Origin of the sequence: Streptomyces sp. NPDC048637 (assembly GCF_040650675.1) — a bacterium.
In the GTDB taxonomy this organism is placed as follows: Bacteria; Actinomycetota; Actinomycetes; order Streptomycetales; family Streptomycetaceae; genus Streptomyces.
In genome coordinates, this window is the sequence record NZ_JBEZHQ010000021.1 from 39,823 (window position 1) to 59,078 (window position 19,256).

Consider the following 19,256-nt stretch of genomic DNA (forward strand, 5'->3'; position numbering starts at 1 on the left):
CGACAGGTGCGTCTGCGCAGTGGAGCGCGGATCAAACCACCCTGGCCGGAGGAAATGAGGTACGTCACGCGTGGCCGGGCAGTCCGGTGCACCGGAGCGGGGCGGTGACAGGGCTGTGGCGGGGACGCGCCAGAGGCGGGGCGGGCCTTGTTACAGGACTGGTACACAGCCGAGCGGTCACCGCAGCGTTCAGGCAATCAGCCTGTGTGGCGGGGACGGGAGAGTGGCGGTACCGGGCGCGGCATTCGTGTTTGCTGTGGGGGTACGGGGCGTCGTCCCCGGGAGGAGAGCGTGATGACGAACCGCGAAGGGGCCCGCTGGGTCCGGGGGCGTACCGCGCTGGCTGCTTTTGGGCTGGTGACGGCGCTGGCGGCCGGCGGGGTGTGGTTCGGGCAGGCGTCGGACCGTGCGTCGGCGGTGGATGCCGCGCCGAAGACGGCGGCGGTGCAGGACGTGAAGGACGACGGCAAGCCGTCCGGGGGGCTGCCGGGGGTCCGGGACTGCGGGCACGGGCGGCCGGAGATCAAACCGCATGTAATTACGCTGACCTGCGAGGATGCCGAGATGGTGGCGACCGCGATCACGTGGAAGTACTACGGTGCGCGGGAGGCGCTGGGCGTGGGTGTGGTGCAGGTGGAGAAGACGGATGCCGGGGTGGGCGCGGACGCCGGTTTCCCGGCCACCTTCCGCCTCCGTGACCCGGAACGGATCGGCGGGGCGCTGGCCTTCACCGGCCTTGAGGTGACGTACGAGGGCTCTACGCCGCTCGGGGACACGACGGAGATGTACAACCTCGCGTGATGGGCATTCGAGGCCGGATCGCCCTGGCCATTTCCTGTATGACCGCGCTGGCCGTGGTGGTGCTCGGGTTTGCCGTGCACCACATAGCGGATGCGGAGCGGGAGCGGTCGGCGCGGACGTATCAGGACGACCGGCTGAGTTCGGCGCTGCAGATCTACGAGCGGGACGGCACGCTGGCGCTGGGGGCGCAGCTGGACGATGCGGCCTTGCCGGTGCCGTTGCGGGACGCGGTGTTCACGAACCAGTCGGGGACGTATGTCAGCGGCGGTGAGGATCCGCGGGTGTGGGCGGCGACCGGGGTCGGGGGCGGCGACGGGCGACCGCCGACGCGGTCGCTGTCGGTGTCGGCGGCGTATCCGGACGACGATCCGGCGCAGGTGGCGCTGGACCGGGCGCTGCTGATCGCGGGGTGCGGCACGGTCACGCTGATGGCCGGGGTGTCGTGGTTCGTGGCGCAGCGGCTGTCGCGGCGGCTGCGGATGAGTGCGGCGGCGGCGCGGCGGATCGCGGCGGGTGCGGCGCCGGACGCGGATGCACTGGCGAGCAACGGCCGGGACGAGGTGGCCGAGTTGGGCCGCAGTGTGCATCACATGGCGACGTCGCTGGCGGCCCAGGCGCAGGCGGAGCGGGAGTTCACCGCGGATGTCGCGCATGAGCTGCGGACGCCGGTGGCCGGGCTGGTGGCGGCCGCGGAGCTGTTGCCGCAGCCGCGGGCGGTGGAGCTGGTGCGGGACCGGGCGCAGGCGATGCGGCGGCTGGTGGAGGATCTGCTGGAGGTGTCGCGGCTGGACGCGGGCGTGGAGCGGGCGGATCTGGACGCCTGTGAGCTGCCGTCGCTGGTGCGCGGGATCGTGAAGCGGGCGGCGGGGCAGCGTGGTGTGGACGAGGTGTCGGTGACCGTGGAGGGGGAGCCGCGGATCGTGGAGACGGACCGGCGGCGGGTGGAGCGGGTGCTGGTGAACCTGCTGGCGAACGCGGCCAAGCACGGCAAGCCGCCGATCGAGGTGGTGGTGGCCGGTTCGCGGATCCTGGTGCGCGATCACGGTCCGGGCTATCCGGCGGAGTTGTGCGCCGAGGGGCCGCGGCGGTTCCGTACGGCGGCGCCGGAGCGGGGGACCGGGCACGGCCTGGGGCTGACGATCGCGGCCGGTCAGGCGGAGGTGCTGGGCGCGCGGCTGGACTTCGGCGCCGCCGCGGAGGGCGGCGCCGAAGCGGTGCTGGAACTGCCGGACCGGTCGGTGCCCGTTCCCGTGGTTACAGCCCCAGGTCCTTGATGATCTTGGCGACGTGGCCGGTGGCCTTGACGTTGTAGAGGGCGCGTTCGACCTTGCCCTCCTCGTCGAGGATGACGGTGGAGCGGATGACGCCGGTGACGGTCTTGCCGTAGAGCTTCTTCTCGCCGAAGGCGCCGTAGGCCGTAAGGACCTGCTTGTCGGGGTCGCCGAGCAGGGTGACCTTGAGCTCTTCCTTCTCCCGGAACTTGGCGAGCTTCTCCGGCTTGTCGGGGGAGATGCCGATGACGTCGTAGCCGTGGCCGGCGAGGAAGTCGAGGTTGTCGGTGAAGTCGCAGGCCTGCTTGGTGCAGCCGGGGGTCAGGGCGGCCGGGTAGAAGTAGACGATGACCTTGCGGCCCTTGTGGTCGGCGAGCGAGACCTGCTTGCCGTCCGCGTCGGGCAGGGTGAAGGCGGGGGCGGTGTCGCCGGGCTGCAGTCGCTCGCTCATGACTCTCCTTAGCGTGGATCCGTACGCCCCGACATTAGCCAGCCGGGGCACGGAACGGTGCTGGGGGCGCCTCGGGTGTGCGAAACGGGGGTGCTGTGGGGCGCGTGGGGGTGTGAGCTGACAGACTGTCCATCACGAATCGGCAGTCAGTGGTGTGGCCGGTTCCGTACGGGGCCTCGTGCCCGGCCCCGTACGCATCGGCGCGAGACGACGGAGGCAGCGCGGTGGCGGAAGCCAGGACCCCGACGCAGATCGAGGCGGACATCGTCCGCAGGCGGCAGGAGCTCGCCGTCACGCTCGACGAGATCGGTGTGCGGCTGCACCCGAAGACGATCATGGATGATGCCAAGGCGCGGGCGGCGGCCGTCGTGGACCGTACGGCGGGGCGGGCCTATGTGGCCGCCAATCGTGCGGTGTCGGACGTGCGGGCACAGCTGGTGTCGGAGGACGGGGCGCCGCGGCTGGAGCGGATCGTTCCGGTGGCCATGATCGGTGTGGCCGTGGTGGGTCTGCTGACGCTGCGCGCCAGGCGGCGCGGCTAGGGCTCGTCCGGGAACGGGCGACGGTGACCGCCGCGGGCCGGCCCCGGGGCGGCCCGCGGTGCGTGCCGGGCGTCGCCGGGCAGGTACGGTCATGCCGTGAGCCCGAATAACACCAAGGACACCCACGACAAGCTGCCGATCCGGATGCTGCACGACCGTGTGCTGGTCCGGACGGACATCCCCGAGGGCGAGCGCCGCTCGACCGGGGGCATCGTCATTCCCGCGACCGCGGCGGTCGGCCGTCGCCTGGCCTGGGCCGAGGTGGTCGCGGTCGGGCAGAACGTGCGGACCGTGGAGGTCGGGGACCGGGTGCTGTACGACCCGGAGGACCGGGCCGAGGTCGAGGTGCGCGGCGTGGCGTATGTGCTGATGCGGGAGCGCGATCTGCATGCGGTGGCCGCGGAGCGGCTGGAGGGCGCGGAGGACGCGACCGGGCTGTATCTGTAGCTCCCCGAACGGGCGGTGACCGGGGTCACCGCCCGTTCTGCTGCCTTTTGCTAGCCTCGGGAAGCACCCGACGAGACGCGCCGTACCGGGTCAGGACAAGACGACGCACCCCTGTTGAAGCTCTTTCGCGGAGGTGCCGTCATGGCCTGGATCCTGCTCATGGTCGCCGGTCTGCTGGAGGTCGGCTGGTCGATCGGTATGAAGTTCACCGACGGCTTCACCCGGCTGTGGCCCAGTGTGTTCACCGGCGCGGGCATCGTCGTCAGCATGCTGCTGCTCTCGTACGCGGCCCGGACCCTGCCGATCGGTACCGCCTATGGCGTGTGGGTCGGCATCGGGGCGGCCGGTGCGGCGGTGGTCGGCATGGTGGTGCTCGGCGAGCCGGCCACCGCGGCCCGGATCTTCTTCATCTGTCTGCTGCTCGTGGCGGTGGTCGGGCTCAAGGCGACGTCGGGGCACTGACGCCCGGACGGCAGCCGCCCCTGCGCGGCGCGCTCCCGTGGGCGGCACCGGCGCGCGCCGCTATCCGCCCCACCGCCACTGCATCTGCCGCTCCAGCTCGTCGCTCTGGGGCTGCACCGTGGGGAAGTCCTGGGTCGGCGGTGTGGTCGGGGAGGGCTCGGTGGGGAGGGTCGGGGTCGGTGGTTCGGCGGTCGGCCGGGTGGGGGCGGCGGTGGGCGGGACGGGGACGGTGGGCGATCCGCTCGGGCCGGCCGACGGTGTGTCCGAGGCGCCGGGTGACAGGGAATCGCTGCTGGACGGCTCGGGTGAGGTCGGCTCCGCGCCCTCCGCCAGTTGCAGGTCGAAGTCGCGGACCGGGCGTCCGTTCAGCGCGGCCGCGGTGTAGTCGGCCCAGATCTGGGCGGGGTAGTCGCCGCCGTTGACCCGTGACAGGCCTCCCGCGCCGTACAGCGGCTCCTGTGTGCCGCTCTCCGGGTCCTGGCCCAGTACCGCGACGACGGTGGCGAGTTCGGGGGTGTAGCCCGCGAACCAGGCGGCCTTGTCCTCCTCGGCGGTGCCGGTCTTGCCGGCCGCGGGCCGCCCGGCGCCCTGGGCGGCGGTGCCGGTGCCGCCGTCGACGACGCCGCGCAGGACCGAGGTGGTGGTGTCGGCGGCCGTCCTCGGGATGGCGGTGGTCTCCTCGCGCTCGGGCAGCTCGATCTCCTCGTCGCTCCTGGTGACCTTGTCGACCAGGGTGTACGGGCGGTGGCTGCCGTGGTGGGCGAGGGTGGCGTAGGCCTGCGTCATGTTCAGGACGCTGGGGGTCGCGGTGCCCAGCGAGACGGCGCCCTGGGAGGAGGCGAGGCTGGGGGTGTCGGCGGGGATGCCCAGGGCGACGGCGGTGGCCTTGACCTTGGCGGGGCCGACGTCGATGCCCATCTGGGCGTAGACGGCGTTGACGGACTTGTCGGTGGCCTCGGTGACGGTGATCGGGCCGTAGGAACGGTCGTCCTCGTTGGCGGGCGCGAAGCCGGTGGCGCGGCCGTGACTGACCGTCATCCGCTTGTTGGTGCCGTCGTAGACGGTGTTCGGGGTGATCCGGGTGCCGTCCTGGGTGGTGGAGCGGTGCTCCACGGCGGAGGCGAAGACGATCGGCTTGAAGGTGGAGCCGACCTGGTAGTCGCTGCGGGTGGCGCCGTTGACGTACTGCTTGGCGTAGTCGATACCGCCGTAGAGGGCGACGACCCGGCCGCTCTCGGGGTCGATGGAGGCGCCGCCGGCCCGGACGTGGCGGTCGACGTCCCGGGAGTCGTCGAGCCGGTCCATCACCCGGGTGTTGACCGCTTTGACGAAGGCGTTCTGGCGTTTCTTGCTGATGGTGGTGGTGATGCGGTAGCCGCCGCCGCGCAGGGTGTCCTCGTCGAGGATGTGGTGGTCGGTGAGGTAGTTCTTGACCGCTTCGACGAGGTAGCCGCGCTGCCCGGACAGTCCGGGGGACGGTCTGGCGGGCTTCGTCGTGGGGAACTCCAGCGTGGCCCGCTCGCCGGGGTCGAGCCACTTCTTCGTCACCATGCCGTCCAGGACGTAGTTCCACCGCGCCAGCACCCGCTCCCGGTTCTCGGGGTGTGCGGTGAGGTCGTAGGCGCTGGGGGCGTTGAGGAGGGACGCGAGGTAGGCGCCCTGGGCGGTGGTCAGCGCTTCCGCGTCGCGGCCGTAGTAGGAGCGGGCGGCGGCCTGGATGCCGTAGGCGTTGCGGCCGTAGTAGCTGGAGTTGAGGTAGCCCTCCAGGATGTTGTCCTTGCTCACCTCGCGGTCCAGTTTGATGGCGATGAAGAATTCCTTGGCCTTGCGGGTGAGGGTCTGTTCCTGGCCGAGGTAGTAGTTCTTCACGTACTGCTGGGTGATCGTGGAGCCGGACTGTTTGCCCTTGCCGGTCACGGTGTTCCAGGCGGCCCGGACCATCGCGGCGGGGTCGACCGCGGACTCGGCGTAGAAGTCGCGGTCCTCGGCGGCGAGTACGGCCTGCTGGACGCTTCTGGGGATCTGGCTGAGGGTGACGTTCTGCCGGTTGACCTCGCCGTCGTGGGCCAGCTCGGAGCCGTCGGAGTAGAGATAGATGTTGCTCTGGGCCTTGGCGGCGCTGTTGGCCGGCGGGATGCCGACGAGGAGATAGCCGGCGATCATCCCGCCGACGACGAGCAGCAGGAACAGCAGCACGGTGCTCAGCACCGTGCGCCAGGTGGGGATGACACGGCGCCAGCCTGTGCGTTGTCCGCTCATGTCGGTATGGACTCCTCGGCCGCCGCCGGAGGTTGTACTGCGGCGGACGGTGTCGTGTCGGGGGATTGCGCGCGGTACGCCGGAAGAGCAACTGCCGCCCGCTGGGAAACTCTCGCATCATGCGTCCCGGTCAGCAGGCGTGGCGCGCACCGGAGACCGCCACCTGACCGGCTGAATGGCGCCCACGGCTCACCCGAAGCGGTGATAATTCGATGGTGCCCGCCGTGCCCGCGACATAGGCTCCGGTGCTTTGCGTCCGACGAGAACGGGGCTGGGGGGAACGCGGCGTGGTGTACGCGGCGGTGGCGGCCGGCAGCTTCCGGCGGTACGCCACCTATCGGATCGCCACCGTGGCGGGGGTGTTCACCAATACCGTCTTCGGCTTCATCGTCGCCTACACGTATATCGCGCTGTGGGACGAGCGGCCGCATCTGGGGGGCTACGACCAGGCGCAGGCGCTGACCTTCGTGTGGACCGCGCAGGCGCTGCTGGCCACCGCGGCGCTGATGGGCGGCGGCGGGCTGGACGAGCTCCAGGAGCGGATCCGCAGCGGCGATATCGCGGTGGACCTCTACCGGCCCGCGGATCTGCAGCTGTGGTGGCTGGCCGCGGATCTGGGGCGGGCCGGGCTGCAGCTGGTCGGCCGCGGGGTGGTGCCGATGGCGGTGGGTGCCCTGGCCTTCCCGCTGGCGCTGCCCGGCGATGCGCTGACGTGGGGCTGTTTTCTGCTGTCGGTGCTGCTCGGGGTGCTGGTGAGTTTCGCGCTGCGGTACCTCGTCGCGCTGGCGTCGTTCTGGCTCCTGGACGGCTCGGGCCTGGCCCTGATCAGCGGGCTGGCCTGCATGTTCTTCACGGGGATGGTGCTGCCGCTGCGGGTGTTCCCCGGCGGGTTCGGGGAGGTCGTCCAGCTGCTGCCGTGGGCGGCGGTCCTGCAGGTGCCGGCCGATGTGCTGATGGGTGTCCGGAGCGGGGGAGAGCTGGTGCGGGGGCTGGTGTTCCAGGCGGTGTGGGCGGTGGCGCTGCTGGTGCTGGGACGCCTGGTGCAGTCGGCGGCGACCCGCAAGGTGGTGGTGCACGGTGGCTAGCGAGCAGGCGCCGGAGCGGGCCGGGCACGGCAGGGCGGCGGCGGTGGCGCAGGGGCTGTCCGCGTACGGGCTGATCGTGCGGATGTGGATGCGCTCCACCCTCGCCTACCGGACCTCGTTCGTGATCATGGCGGTCGGCAGCTTCGCGGCCAACGGCCTGGACTTCGTCGCGATCATGCTGATGTTCTCGCAGATCGATGCCCTCGGCGGCTTCTCACTGCCCGAAGTGGCCTTCCTGTACGGGACGTCCGGCATCGCGCTGGGCCTGGCGGATCTGCTGCTGGGCAGCATCGAAGGGCTGGGCCGGCGGATCAGGGACGGCACCCTCGACACGCTGCTGCTGCGCCCCGTACCGGTGTTCGCGCAGATCGCGGCGGACCGTTTCGCGCTGCGCCGGGTGGGCCGGGTCACCCAGGCGCTCCTGGTGCTCGGCTGGGCGCTGCCCCGTGTCGAGGTGGACTGGACGGTGGGCCGGGTGCTGATGGTGCCGATGATGGCGGTGTGCGGCACCGCCATCTTCGCGGCGGTCTTCACCGCCGGGGCCGCCTTCCAGTTCTGGGCGCAGGACGCGGCCGAGGTACAGAACTCCTTCACCTACGGCGGCAATGCGCTGCTGCAGTACCCGCCGACGGTGTTCGCCCAGGAGCTGGTGCGCGGGGTCACCTTCCTCGTTCCGCTGGCCTTTGTGAACTGGCTGCCCGCGCTGCGGCTGCTGGGCCACCCCGACCCGCTGGGGCTGCCGGGCTGGGTGGACTTCCTGGGGCCGGTGGTGGCGGTGCTGATGTGCACAGGGGCCGGGCTGGCGTGGCGGCTGGGGCTGCGGGCGTACCGCAGCACCGGCAGCTGAGGGAGCCTCATGGGGCGGGCCGTGAACGGGACGACGGAGGAGTGGGTGTGGTGAGCGGTGCGGCCGCTGCGGAGCAGCTGATCGAGGTCGACGGCATCGAGAAGGTCTTCTCGGTGCGGCGCAAGGCGGGCCGGCTGCGGCGGGTGCGGCAGGAGGTCCGGGCCGTCGACGGCATCTCCTTCCGGGTGCCGCGCGGCGAGATGGTCGGCTACATCGGGCCGAACGGCGCCGGGAAGTCCACCACCATCAAAATGCTGACGGGCATCCTCGTCCCCAGCGGCGGCCGGCTCCGGGTCGCCGGCCTCGACCCGGCGCGGGAGCGGACCCGGCTCGCCCGCCGGATCGGGGTGGTCTTCGGGCAGCGCACCACGCTGTGGTGGGACCTGCCGCTGAAGGACTCCTACGAGCTGGTGCGGCGGATGTACCGGGTCCCGGACCCCGTCTACCGCGCCAACCTGGTGCGCTGTGTCGAACTGCTGGACCTGGGCCCGCTGCTGGCCGTGCCCGTACGGCAGCTGTCGCTGGGGCAGCGGATGCGCGGCGATATCGCGGCGGCGCTGCTGCACGACCCCGAGGTGCTGTATCTGGACGAGCCGACCATCGGCCTCGATGTGATCAGCAAGGCGAAGGTGCGCGGGTTCCTGCGCGAGGTGAACGCCGAGCGGGGCACCACGGTCCTGCTGACCACCCATGACCTGACCGACATCGAGCAGCTGTGCCGCCGGGTGATGGTCATCGACCACGGTCATCTGGTCTACGACGGCGGCCTCGACGGGCTGCGGGCGGCCGGTGGCGGCGAGCGGACGCTGGTGGTGGACCTGGCGCGGGAACTGCCGCCCATCGAGGGCGTACCGGGCGCCCGTACGGTCAGGGTGGACGGGCCCCGGCAGTGGCTGGCGTTCCCGGCGTCGCAGAGCGCGGCGCCGCTGGTCGCGGCGGTCGCCGAACGCTATCCGCTGGTGGACCTGTCGGTGCGGGAGCCGGATATCGAGACCCTGATCGCCGAGCTGTATGCGGGTGACGGAATACGGCGGGATGCCGCGGGGAACGGGGGCAAGGCGGGCGACTCCCTTTAATGTGTCCTTATGACTGAAGACCTCCCGGAATTGCGCGCTTCCGACACCGACCGTGAGCGGGTCGCCGAGATCCTGCGGGACGCTCTCGCGGAGGGACGGCTGGCGATGGAGGAGTTCGACGAGCGGCTCGACGCGACGTACAAGGCCCGCACCTACGGGGAGTTGGAGCCGCTCACCGCGGATCTTCCGCCGGCCGCGGCGGGGTCGGCGCCGCTGTCGCTGCGCAAGGAGAGCGGTGCGCCCGCGCGGTGGGCGGAGCGCATCGTCAGCGGCACGGAAGGGTCGGCGGTCGGCCTCTCCCTCATGGGGGGTTTCCAGCGCAAGGGCCGCTGGACGATCGGGCGGCGCTTCACGGCCGCCTGCCTCATGGGCGGTGGCCAGATCGATCTGCGCGAGGCGAATTTCGCCGGGCCCGAAGTCGTCATCAGCTGCTGGGTGCTCATGGGCGGGGTGAACATCGTGGTGCCGCCCGGCGTCGAGGTCGATGTGCGCGGGCTCGGCATCATGGGCGGCTTCGACGCGCGGGAGGACGGGGCACCGGGTGAGCCCGGCGCGCCCCGTGTGGTGGTCAGGGGCCTGGCGCTGATGGGCGGCGTCAGCGTGGAGCGCAAGCTGCCGAGGGCCGAGCGGCGCCGTGTGAAGGAGGAACGGCGCCGCATCGCGGACGACGGGCGCAAGGAACTGGACGACTAGGGGCCGCGAGCGGCCCGGCCCGCCGGTCGGAACCCGGGGCGGCGGGCCTGCTCCGTTGGCGTTACAGCGCGGCGGGTGCCGCCTGCTTGAGGTGGGCGAGGTTGACGGCGTTCGCCATCGCCCGGAAGCCCTCGTCGCTCGGGTGGAGATGGTCACCGGAGTCGTACGCGGGGCGCAGCCGTACCGGCGCCGACGGGTCGCGCAGCGCCTTGTCGAAGTCCACGACCTCGTCGTAGACGGTGCCGGAGCGGATGATGCGGTTGACCTGTTCGCGGACCGAATTCAGCTGTGTGGAGTATCCGCGGTGCCCTCCGAACGGCGTAAGGGTGCTGCCGGTGACGCGCAGACCGCGGGCGTGCGCCTCCCGGACGATCTCCCGCATCCCCGCGACGATCTTCTGCGGGTCCAGCTGGCGCGGGGACTTGAACAGATCGTTCAGCCCGATCTCGACGATCACCGCCTTCACCCCGGTACGGGACAGCGCGTCGCGCTCCAGACGGGACAGCACACTGGGCCCGTTGTTCGGCGAGAACCGGCTGCCGTTGACCAGCAGCCGGTTGCCGCTGATGCCCTGGTTGAGGACGCCGTAGCGGGGCGCGCCGGGCTCGTTGCGCAGCCGCGCCGCGAGGAAGTCCGTCCAGCGGTGGTTGGCGCCGGCGGTGGAGGTGATGCCGTCGGTGATCGAGTCGCCGATCGCGACGACCGCGCCGCGGGCCTCGGTGCTCCACACGTCCACGCCGGTCAGATACCGCCAGTACGGGCTCTGCTCGGTGTAGGCGGCGCCGGTGGCGTCCTCGGCACGGTCCCCGCGCGCCAGGTAGGACGTCTGCCGGGCGTACGGGTGGTAGGTGGCGGGGCCCGAGGAGGAGGGCGAGTAGGTGGTGATCAGCAGGTCCGCGTCGCCGGGCACCTTCAGCCGGGTCGGGTCGCTGGTGACCGCGCCGCCCGCCGGGATGGTCACCGCGGGCTTGCCGCCGAACGACAGCCGCCGCATGGTGCCGCTCGCGGCGGTGGGGTTGCTGGGGGCCGCGGCCAGCGCCAGCGAGGCGTGGCTGACCACCAGCGGCCGGGTGCCGTAGAGGTTGGAGAGCTGGATACGGACGCCGGAGCCGCCGACGCTGGTGTGCACGACGTTGCGTATCGACATCCCCGCGTAGCCGTTCAGGGTGCCGGGCTCGGCCGCCGCCGCGGCCGCCGACCAGGTGCCGACCCACTGCCCGGAGACCGCGGGGTCCGCGGGGTTCCGCGGCTTGTGCGGGGAACTGCCCGGTCCGCCGCCCTCGCCGCCGAAGCCGACGAATATCGCGGTCGAGATCAGCACCACCACTGCCGCCAGACCGGCGAGCAGGGAGTAACCCACACTTTTCTTCATGCGGGAGAGGTCTCCTGGGTAAAGCGGAGCAGCACGCTCCGGGCGGGCAAGGGCAGCGGATGATCAGCGGCACCGTTGCGGTCCGATCGGTCCCTCATGATCCCACGGACCTCGGGGCAGCCGCCCGGCGCCCCGCTCGATGCCTCCACGGCATGGACGCGGGGAACTCGTGGTTCGTTCCACGAGTAGGACACAGTGGGACGTACGGCCGGAACGGTGGCCGGCGTGCGGAGCACGATAGGCCGTATGGACGGCGGGGGCACGGTGGGAGCGGTGGAGCGGATGGAACGCACAGGAGCGGACACGGCGCCTCGGGCGGAGCGGGCGCCGGTGGCGGGCGCGGCGCCGGCGGGTGCCGTGCCGGGCGGCGGGTTCGTCCACGGCGTCGCCGACGAGGAGCGCCGGCGCGGGGTGCGCCGGATGAAGACGCTGGCCACAGGCATGCTGCTGGCGGTCGCCTTGGTCTACGTACTGGCGAAATGGGCCGGATCCGCCGGGGCGGGCGGCTGGACCGGGTTTGTCGCGGCGGCCGCGGAGGCCGGGATGGTCGGTGCGCTGGCCGACTGGTTCGCGGTCACCGCGCTGTTCAAGCGGCCGATGGGGCTGCCGATCCCGCACACCGCGATCATTCCCACCAAAAAGGACCAACTGGGTCAGAGTCTGGGTGATTTCGTCGGGGAGAACTTCCTCTCCGGCGAGGTCGTCCGCCGCCGGCTGCGCTCCGTCGGCATCGGCCGGCGGCTCGGCGGCTGGCTCGCCGAACCCCGGAACGCCGACCGGGTCACCGATGAGCTGTCCACCGCGCTGCGCGGTGCGCTGACCGTGCTGCGCGACTCCGATGTGCAGGCGGTGGTCGGTGAGGCGATCACCCGCCGTGCGCACGCCCAGGAGATCGCGCCCGGCGTCGGCACCTTGCTGGAGAAGATCGTCGCGGAGGGCGGCCACCGGCGGGCGGTGGATCTGGTCGTCTCCCGCGCCCACGACTGGCTGGTCGAGCACGGTGACTCCGTCATGACCGCGGTCTCCGGCGGCGCACCGGGATGGACCCCGCGGTTCGTCGACCGCAAGGTGGGTGACCGGGTCTACAAGGAACTGCTGCGCTTCGTCACCGAGATGCGGGACATGCCCGAGCATCCGGCGCGCGGGGCGATCGACCGCTTTCTGCGGGACTTCGCGGGCGATCTGCAGCACGACCCGGAGACCCGGGCCAAGGTCGAGCGGCTGAAGTCCGAGGTGCTGGGGCGCGGCGAGGTGCAGGATCTGATCGCCTCGGCCTGGGGCTCGGTCCGCGCGATGATCGTCGCCGCCGCCGAGGACGAGCGCAGCGAACTGCGGCTGCGGGTACGGGCGGCGCTGCTGTCCCTGGGCCGGCGGCTGGCCGGTGAGGAGCGGCTGCAGGGCAAGGTGGACGGCTGGCTGGAGGGCGCGGCCGTCTATGTGGTGACGACCTATCAGAGCGAGATCACCTCCCTGATCACCGACACCGTCGCCGGCTGGGACGCCGAGCAGACCTCGAAGAAGATCGAGGCGCACATCGGCCGGGATCTGCAGTTCATCCGCATCAACGGCACCGTCGTCGGCGCCCTGGCCGGGCTCGCCATCTACGCCGTCTCGCAGGCCTTCGGCGGCTGACCCCCCGTCCGCCGGCCGGTCCTGCGCGCCTCTGGTGACCTGTGCCCGCAGGGCTTACGGTGCCCGCGTGCGGGAGCGGATACCGGTAGTTGTACAGGGGCGGCGCACCCGTCGCCCGTCTGCCGTGCGGGCGCTGTGGACGGGTGCGGAGCTGGCGGTGACGCTCGGCGCCGTCCTGCTGCTGCTCGTCGTCCACCAGCTGTGGTGGACCAACCGTCAGGCGCAGCAATCGGCGCGGGACCAGGTGGGCCGGCTGGAGCGGCAGTGGGACGCCCGGCCGCCGGCCCCCGGCCCGGCCCCGGCGCCCGAGGACGGCGGTCCGGGGGCACGGACCGCGCCGAGCACCCCGCCGTCCGGCCCGCCCGCCCACCGCGCCGGGAGCCGGACACCGGCGCCTCCCCGGGATCTGGCGTACGCCGTCCTGCGCATCCCCCGGATCGGTCTCACCGTCCCCATCGCCCAGGGCGTCGGCAAGGCCGCGGTCCTCAACAAGGGCTATGCCGGCCACTATCCGCACAGCGCGCAGCCCGGCCAGACCGGCAATGCCGCGCTGGCCGGGCACCGCAACACCCACGGCGAGCCGTTCCGCCGTCTGGACCGGCTGCGCACGGGCGACACCGTCCTCATCGACACCGCCGAGGCCCGCTACACCTATGCCGTGCGGCGCACCCTGCCGCGGACCACACCCGGCGACGGCACGGTCCTCGCCGCGGTCCCGTACAGCAGCGTGCACCCCGCCTACCGCTTCACCGCGCCGGACGCCTATCTGACCCTGACGACCTGTACGCCGGAGTACACCTCCGCCTACCGGCTGGTGGTCTGGGCCGTGTTGCGGTCGACACAGTCCAGGTGACCGCGGCGCCGCGTCCCCCAGGGCCTGTCCGGTAGGGCCTGTCCGGCGGATCATGGCCGGGTCCGCGGCGGGGCCTCTCCGACCCTGATCCGCCGGACAGGCCCTAGGCTTTCGGCTCGTGAGAAACCAGTCCGCCGGCGCCGGCCGGTCCCCGGGTTCGAGAAGGCGTCCCGCGCTGCTGTGGCTGCTGCTGCCGTATGTGCTGTTCCTGGTGGTGCTGCCGCTGGTGAACCGGGTGACCCCGACCGTGCTCGGTCTGCCGTTCCTGTTCTTCTGGATGCTGCTGGCGACGCTGGCCACCCCGCTTGCGGTGTGGCTGGCCCGGCGCGGCGACCGCGCACGGGGGCGGATATGAACGCCGCGGTCTCGACCGGCATCTTCGGCGCCTTCATGGTCCTCACCGTCGTCCTCGGCCTGCTCGCGGTGCGGCGGAAGGGCACGGAGAAGGGGCGGCCCGCCGGGCTCTCGGAGTGGTCGGTGGGCGGCCGGAGCCTGGGCACGGTCTTCATCTGGGTGCTGATGGCCGGCGAGAGCTATACGAGCTTCAGCTACCTCGGTGCGGCCGGCTGGGGCTACAACTCCGGTGCCCCGGTGCTCTATGTCGTGGCCTATATGTCCTGCGGCTATGCGCTGGGGTACGTCGTCGGGCCGATGCTGTGGGCCTACGCCCGCCGGCACGGTCTGGTCGGGATCACCGACATGATCGCGCACCGCTACCGCGCGCCCTGGCTCGGGGCCGCCGTCGCCCTCCTCGCCACGGTCTGTCTGCTGCCGTACATCCAGCTGCAGATCACCGGCATGGGCGTGGTCGTCTCCACCATTTCCTACGGTGCCATCAGCATCAACTGGGCCTATTTCCTGGGCTTCGCCGTCACCACCGGCTTCGTGGTGATCAGCGGGCTGCGCGGCAGCGCCTGGGTCTCGGTGCTCAAGGACGTCCTCGTCATCGGCACCCTCGGCTTCCTCGCGGTCTATGTGCCGCTGCACTACTTCGACGGCTACGGGCCGTTCCTGGACCGGCTCGTCGCCGAGAAGCCGCAGTGGCTGACCTTCCCCGGACACGCCTCGGGCGGACTGGGCCAGGTCTGGTTCGTCACCACCACCCTCGTCAACTCCCTGACCGTGGTGATCTTCCCGACGACCGTGGCCGGCTATCTCGGTGCCCGCAACGCCGAGGCACTGCGCCGGAACGCCCTGTACCTCCCCTTCTACAACGTGCTGCTGTTCGTGCCGGTGCTGCTGGGTATGGCGGCGCTGTTCGTGGTGCCCGGCCTGGTGGGCGCGGACTCCAATCTGGCGCTGTTCAAGATGGTGGTGGACTCCCTTCCGGCCTGGGCCGTGGGGCTGGTCGGGGTGGCCGCCGCCCTCTCCTCCATCGTGCCGATGGCCGTGTTCATGCTGGTCATCGGCACGATGTGGGGGAGGAGTGTGCTGGGCGCGATCCCCCGTCTCAACAAGGGGGCGGCCGGGGCGGCTTCCGGGGACGGTGGGGGAGGGGCGACGGGCGGGCGTCAGAAGCTGTGGTCGCAGCTGGTCGTGGTGGTGGCCGGGGCGCTGGCACTGCTGCTGACCTACACCGCCCCCGACACCCTCGTCCGGCTGTCCCTGATTTCGTACGAGGGCATGGCGCAGCTCGTGCCGATGCTGCTGCTGGGGCTGGTGTGGCGGCGGCTGACGCTGCACGCCGCGGTGAGCGGCCTGGTGGCGGGCTTCACGCTGGTCTGTGTCCTGGTGTTCGGGGGACACGACCCGGTCTGGGGGATGAACGCGGGGATCGTCGGTCTCGCCGTGAACGTGGTGGTGGCGCTGGCGGTCACCTGGCTGGGGCCGCGCGCCGCGGACGAGAGGCCGGACGCCGAGGTGCTGGCGCTGGACGACGAGTTCCCGCGGGACGGTGTGGCGTCGCAGGACGGGCGGGTCAGCCCTCCGGCGTCGTCGTGATCTTCTTGCCCTCCTTGGAGACCGCGAACCACAGGCCCATCTTGCCCTGGCCGTTGATGTCACCGGGCTGCTCGTCGCCGGTGAACCAGTAGACGGGCCAGCAGTCGACGGCCAGCTGACGGGTGCCGTCGGGGCGGGTGACGGTGCTGATGAGCTTGGGGGCGATGCCGTTGAGCTTGGAGCGGTCGGCGGGCTTGGCGGGCTTCCAGGTCTCCAGGCAGGCGTCGTTGCAGCCGAACTTCATCGGCCAGGCGCTGTCCTTGTTGAAGCGGTAGAGGGTGCGGCCCTTGCCGTCGACGAGGATGCCGCCGAGGTCGGGGTGGTTGAACACCGAGACGTCGCTGGGCTCCTGGGTGCCGGCCTTCTTGCCGTCGGGGGCCAGCGCGTTCCAGGTGCCGCCGACGCCCTGGCCCTTGGTGTCACCGGCCTTGGTGTCCTTGATGTAGCGGTAGGCGGGCCAGCCGGCGATGGTGAGCTGCTTGACGCCGTCGGCGCGGGTGACCGAGCCCAGCTTGCTCTTGTCGATGCCGGCCGGGGCGGTGGCGCCGTCGGCGGGGACCGGCGGCCAGGTGGTGGCGCAGGACCCGGCGCAGTTGGACTTGGCGGGGTCCGGGGTGTCCTTGTCGAAGCGGTAGAGGGTCATGCCCTTGGAGTCGGCGACGATGGTGCCGATCTTGGCGTCCTGGTGCAGTGCCAGCTTCCCGGCGGGCTCGGCCTTCGGGGCCTTGCCGCCGGCGGCGGTGGTGCCGCCCGCCTGGCCGCCGTCGCCCGAACCGCCGCCGGAGGAGCCGTAGCCGTAGTCACTGGTGCCCTGGCCGGCGGGCTGGACGTTGTCGGTGGTGGTGGCGCCGGCGCTCTGGGTGCCGCTGCTGCCGCAGGCGGTGGTCAGCGCCAGGGTGGCGACCGCCGCGGCCGCGAATGCCGCACGACGTCGATTGATCATGATGTCTCCTCTGCCGGTGGGTGGTTCCGTCTTGCTGAGGTGGTGACCGAGTTGCTGGTCCGGTCGCCCGTTCCGTTTCCGTCCGGGCGCCGGCGGGGTGCCGTCGCCCGGGGAATACGCGCTGCGGGGGGCCGGGCGTTCAACGCCGCCGAAGAATTTTCTCCGGGCGCAAAAAGCCCGTGCGGCACGTCAGTTGCCGCCCTGCACCCGCATGGCCAGCGCCGGGCAGCGGCGCACCGCGAGCTGGGCGCGGCGCCGCATCCGGGCCGGCAGCGGCATGCTGGCGGACTGCGGATAGCCGTCCGCGCCGAGCTTCACGACGCCGGGTACGACATCGGCGCACAGGCCGTGGCCGCGGCACAGCGTCCAGTCGACCAGCAGCCGTTCCTGCGGCGGTGCGGACACCCGCTCCGGTGTGGGGGCGGGGGCGGTGACCGCCAGCGGCGGGTTCCCGGTGACCGGCAGGGCACCGGTCACCGGGCGGCCGCAGCCGAACCCCTTCGCATGCCGCTCGAACTCCTCGGGGAAGGACCTGAGGGCCGAGGCGACGAAGCGGGAGGTGCCGTCCGGGTGGCTGCAGGCGCCGCGCTTCTCCACGGCCCGCATCCGGGCCTGTACGGCCTCCAGGGCGCTCTCCCCGCCGCCCCGTACGGCACGGTCGAGCTGGTCGGCGAGCGCGGGCAGGCCCAGCACACAGGGGCCGCACTGGCCGGCCGACTCGGCGGCCATCCACTGGGCGACGCGTACCGTCTCGCCGGCGGGACAGGTGTCGTACGGGATCGGCAGCACCGCCCCGGCGCCGAGCACCGCGTTGTACTCGGCCAGCGACTCCTTGGACAGGTTCGCGGTCAGCGCGTCCGTCGGGGACACGAATGTGCCGTGGTAGCCGCCGATCAGCACGCCCTGCCCCTGGTCCATACCGCACAGTGCCAGGACCCGGGCCAGCGAGACGCCGTAGGGGACCTCCACCACCCGGCTGCCGGCGACCGTCAGCAGCAGCGTGCCGGGCTCGGCGGGCAGGCCCGCGGTGCGGTAGCCGAGTGCGCCGAGGCGGGCGGCCACGGCGAGTTGCGCATAGGTCTCGGTGTTCGACAGCAGGGTCGGCACACCGTTGAGGCCGCGCTCGCTGGAGCGGATCTTGCGGCCGGAGGGCAGCCCGGGACCGCCGCCCAGCCCGTTCGTCATGGCGGACCCCTCACCGGTGACGAACCGTTCGGTGAGCAGGGTGACCCGTAAAGCCGGCCGGACCGGGCCGCGTTCGTCGATGGCGCGCTGCACGGAGTTCAGGACGTCCGTGCGGGTCACTCCGATGGCGACCTCCTGCGCGCCGAGCGCGTCGGCGGCCAGCAGCGCGCCGTCGATCACCAGATGCGGGGCGTGCAGCAGCATCGCGGTGTCCTTGAGGCAACTGGGCTCACCCTCGCTGCCGTTGACGACCACCGCGCCCTTGCCGTCCGCGCGCTTCATCCCGTCGATGACGGCGGTCAGCTTGCGGGCGAAGGGGAAGCCCGCCCCGCCGCGGCCGCGCAGATCGGTGTCCTCGGCCAGCGCCACCAGCTCCTGAGAGGTGAGCTGGGGAAGGCTGCCGTGCCGGGACAGATGGGCCACCCGGTCCATGCGGGGTATCTCGTCGAGGCCGGCCAGCAGCCGCGGCGGTCCGAAGGACGCCAGCGTCGGCACGGGCTCGGCCTCGGCGAGAGCCGGCAGCAGTTGGGTGGGGGCGGGGGCGGTCATGGGAGTTCTCCTGTGTTCCTGCGTGCGTCGCGCAGCCGCAGGGCGAGTCGTACGGCCACCGCCGTGAGGCAGATGGCATATCCGGCGATGGCCCAGCCGGCCGCCGCACGGCCGGACTTGAGGCCGTGCACCAGGGCGAGTCCCCAGGCGAGATAGGCGCACATGTGCAGCGCCCGCCACCAGCGGGCACCGGTCAGGCCGGTGAAGGCGCCGCGCACCGCGCCGGTCACCGCGACGGCGATGAACGTGTAGGCGGCGAGGGTGCCGAGGCCGATGAGCCCCGGCCGGGCGCCGTCGGTGAACGGCACCGCGGCGGCCGCGGTGTCGGTGTGGCCCTCGGCGATCTTCACCCAGATGTGCAGGCCGAGGAAGCCGAGGCCGGCGACCGCGGTGCCGCGGTGCACGGCCTGGGCGAGCAGCCGGTGGCCGGAGTGCAGCACCATCCGGTCGGTGGCGGCCAGGCCCCACAGCACGGTGACCGACAGCGAGACCAGCGCGAGGACCCCGGCACCGAAGTCCAGGAAGCGCATGAGGGTATCCGCCGCGCCCGAGTGCAGGGTGACGGCGATGAAGAGCAGCAGGGCAGCCGGAAGCGCCGGACGGAGCACGGCAGTTCCGGCGAAGCTGCCGCCGGGGGCCCGCCGGTCCGGCGGGCCGGGTTCGTTCGGAGGGCGCCGGGGGCGGGGCACGGTGGGCGAGGGCCGGGCGCGGTGTGCGGCGCGGCGGCTCTGCCGGCTCTGCAAACGCGGTGCGGACATCGGACCTCCCGGTGTCGGGGCACGGGTGCGGGATGCGAATTTCTATGAAATCTCCCGGGGGTGCTATTTGCCCGGGGCTTTTGTTCGGG

General features: G+C 72.0%; 19 protein-coding genes and 1 riboswitch. Of the genes, 13 read left to right on the top strand and 6 right to left on the bottom strand.

Features of this window, described 5'->3' with window-relative positions; all coding sequences use genetic code 11:
- The first annotated feature begins 294 nt into the window (after positions 1-294).
- Both AB0C46_RS24545 and AB0C46_RS24550 read left to right on the top strand, forming a co-directional pair.
- The gene (locus AB0C46_RS24545) at positions 295-801 is read left to right on the top strand and encodes a hypothetical protein (RefSeq protein ID WP_362830293.1); all 507 of its coding nucleotides are present in this window, start codon (positions 295-297) and stop codon (positions 799-801) included.
- Entirely contained in the window at positions 801-2,075 is a 1,275-nt protein-coding gene (locus AB0C46_RS24550; protein ID WP_362830295.1) for a HAMP domain-containing sensor histidine kinase, read from the top strand. Before AB0C46_RS24545 ends, AB0C46_RS24550 begins: the two co-directional genes overlap by 1 nt.
- On the opposite strand, the gene bcp is transcribed toward AB0C46_RS24550, so the two are convergent.
- Positions 2,056-2,523, bottom strand: a complete 468-nt coding sequence (bcp, locus tag AB0C46_RS24555) for a thioredoxin-dependent thiol peroxidase (RefSeq protein ID WP_359451236.1) — start codon at positions 2,521-2,523, stop codon at positions 2,056-2,058. The genes AB0C46_RS24550 and bcp overlap by 20 nt on opposite strands.
- Before the next feature lie 224 nt (positions 2,524-2,747).
- Between bcp and AB0C46_RS24560 the strand changes: the two genes are divergently transcribed.
- From AB0C46_RS24560 to AB0C46_RS24570, 3 genes are all read left to right on the top strand, one after another.
- Entirely contained in the window at positions 2,748-3,065 is a 318-nt protein-coding gene (locus AB0C46_RS24560) for a DUF3618 domain-containing protein (RefSeq protein ID WP_362830297.1), read from the top strand.
- Between the two features lie 144 nt (positions 3,066-3,209).
- On the top strand, positions 3,210-3,512 hold the full coding sequence (locus AB0C46_RS24565) for a co-chaperone GroES (RefSeq protein WP_260639972.1): 303 nt from the start codon (positions 3,210-3,212) through the stop codon (positions 3,510-3,512).
- A 39-nt stretch (positions 3,513-3,551) separates the two neighbouring features.
- Positions 3,552-3,622, top strand: a riboswitch (guanidine-III (ykkC-III) riboswitch).
- A gap of 31 nt (positions 3,623-3,653) precedes the next feature.
- On the top strand, positions 3,654-3,974 hold the full coding sequence (locus tag AB0C46_RS24570) for an SMR family transporter (protein WP_362830298.1): 321 nt from the start codon (positions 3,654-3,656) through the stop codon (positions 3,972-3,974).
- 60 nt (positions 3,975-4,034) lie between these two features.
- Here AB0C46_RS24570 and AB0C46_RS24575 read toward each other — a convergent pair whose 3' ends face one another.
- Positions 4,035-6,233, bottom strand: coding sequence for a transglycosylase domain-containing protein (locus AB0C46_RS24575; RefSeq protein ID WP_362830299.1), 2,199 nt, complete (start codon positions 6,231-6,233; stop codon positions 4,035-4,037).
- 287 nt (positions 6,234-6,520) lie between these two features.
- Between AB0C46_RS24575 and AB0C46_RS24580 the strand changes: the two genes are divergently transcribed.
- The 4 genes from AB0C46_RS24580 (at position 6,521) to AB0C46_RS24595 (ending at position 9,934) form a co-directional block, all read left to right on the top strand.
- Positions 6,521-7,318, top strand: a complete 798-nt coding sequence (locus tag AB0C46_RS24580; RefSeq protein WP_362830301.1) for an ABC-2 family transporter protein — start codon at positions 6,521-6,523, stop codon at positions 7,316-7,318.
- An 82-nt stretch (positions 7,319-7,400) separates the two neighbouring features.
- Positions 7,401-8,165, top strand: coding sequence for an ABC transporter permease (locus tag AB0C46_RS24585; RefSeq protein ID WP_362830409.1), 765 nt, complete (start codon positions 7,401-7,403; stop codon positions 8,163-8,165).
- A 47-nt stretch (positions 8,166-8,212) separates the two neighbouring features.
- Positions 8,213-9,241: an ATP-binding cassette domain-containing protein gene (locus tag AB0C46_RS24590; protein ID WP_362830303.1), complete on the top strand. Its 1,029-nt coding sequence runs from the start codon at positions 8,213-8,215 to the stop codon at positions 9,239-9,241.
- A 9-nt stretch (positions 9,242-9,250) separates the two neighbouring features.
- Complete coding sequence (locus AB0C46_RS24595; protein WP_362830305.1) at positions 9,251-9,934, top strand: DUF1707 domain-containing protein; 684 nt, start codon at positions 9,251-9,253, stop codon at positions 9,932-9,934.
- A gap of 61 nt (positions 9,935-9,995) precedes the next feature.
- Here the strand turns inward: AB0C46_RS24595 and AB0C46_RS24600 are convergent, their stop codons facing one another.
- Positions 9,996-11,306, bottom strand: coding sequence for an SGNH/GDSL hydrolase family protein (locus AB0C46_RS24600; protein WP_362830306.1), 1,311 nt, complete (start codon positions 11,304-11,306; stop codon positions 9,996-9,998).
- Positions 11,307-11,588: 282 nt separating this feature from the next.
- Between AB0C46_RS24600 and AB0C46_RS24605 the strand changes: the two genes are divergently transcribed.
- From AB0C46_RS24605 to AB0C46_RS24620, 4 genes are all read left to right on the top strand, one after another.
- Positions 11,589-12,938, top strand: coding sequence for a DUF445 domain-containing protein (locus AB0C46_RS24605; protein ID WP_362830411.1), 1,350 nt, complete (start codon positions 11,589-11,591; stop codon positions 12,936-12,938).
- 124 nt (positions 12,939-13,062) lie between these two features.
- Entirely contained in the window at positions 13,063-13,791 is a 729-nt protein-coding gene (locus AB0C46_RS24610) for a class E sortase (protein ID WP_362830412.1), read from the top strand.
- A gap of 118 nt (positions 13,792-13,909) precedes the next feature.
- Complete coding sequence (locus AB0C46_RS24615) at positions 13,910-14,146, top strand: DUF3311 domain-containing protein (protein WP_362830308.1); 237 nt, start codon at positions 13,910-13,912, stop codon at positions 14,144-14,146.
- Positions 14,143-15,732, top strand: coding sequence for a sodium:solute symporter family protein (locus tag AB0C46_RS24620; RefSeq protein ID WP_362830309.1), 1,590 nt, complete (start codon positions 14,143-14,145; stop codon positions 15,730-15,732). The genes AB0C46_RS24615 and AB0C46_RS24620 overlap by 4 nt, the downstream gene beginning before the upstream one ends.
- Here the strand turns inward: AB0C46_RS24620 and AB0C46_RS24625 are convergent.
- From AB0C46_RS24625 to AB0C46_RS24635, 3 genes are all read right to left on the bottom strand, one after another.
- Entirely contained in the window at positions 15,710-16,675 is a 966-nt protein-coding gene (locus tag AB0C46_RS24625; RefSeq protein ID WP_362830311.1) for an SCO0930 family lipoprotein, read from the bottom strand. The genes AB0C46_RS24620 and AB0C46_RS24625 overlap by 23 nt on opposite strands.
- A 189-nt stretch (positions 16,676-16,864) precedes the next feature.
- Positions 16,865-18,409, bottom strand: a complete 1,545-nt coding sequence (locus AB0C46_RS24630) for an NADH-ubiquinone oxidoreductase-F iron-sulfur binding region domain-containing protein (protein WP_362830313.1) — start codon at positions 18,407-18,409, stop codon at positions 16,865-16,867.
- Entirely contained in the window at positions 18,406-19,167 is a 762-nt protein-coding gene (locus AB0C46_RS24635) for a hypothetical protein (protein WP_362830315.1), read from the bottom strand. Before AB0C46_RS24635 ends, AB0C46_RS24630 begins: the two co-directional genes overlap by 4 nt.
- Positions 19,168-19,256 lie beyond the last annotated feature (89 nt).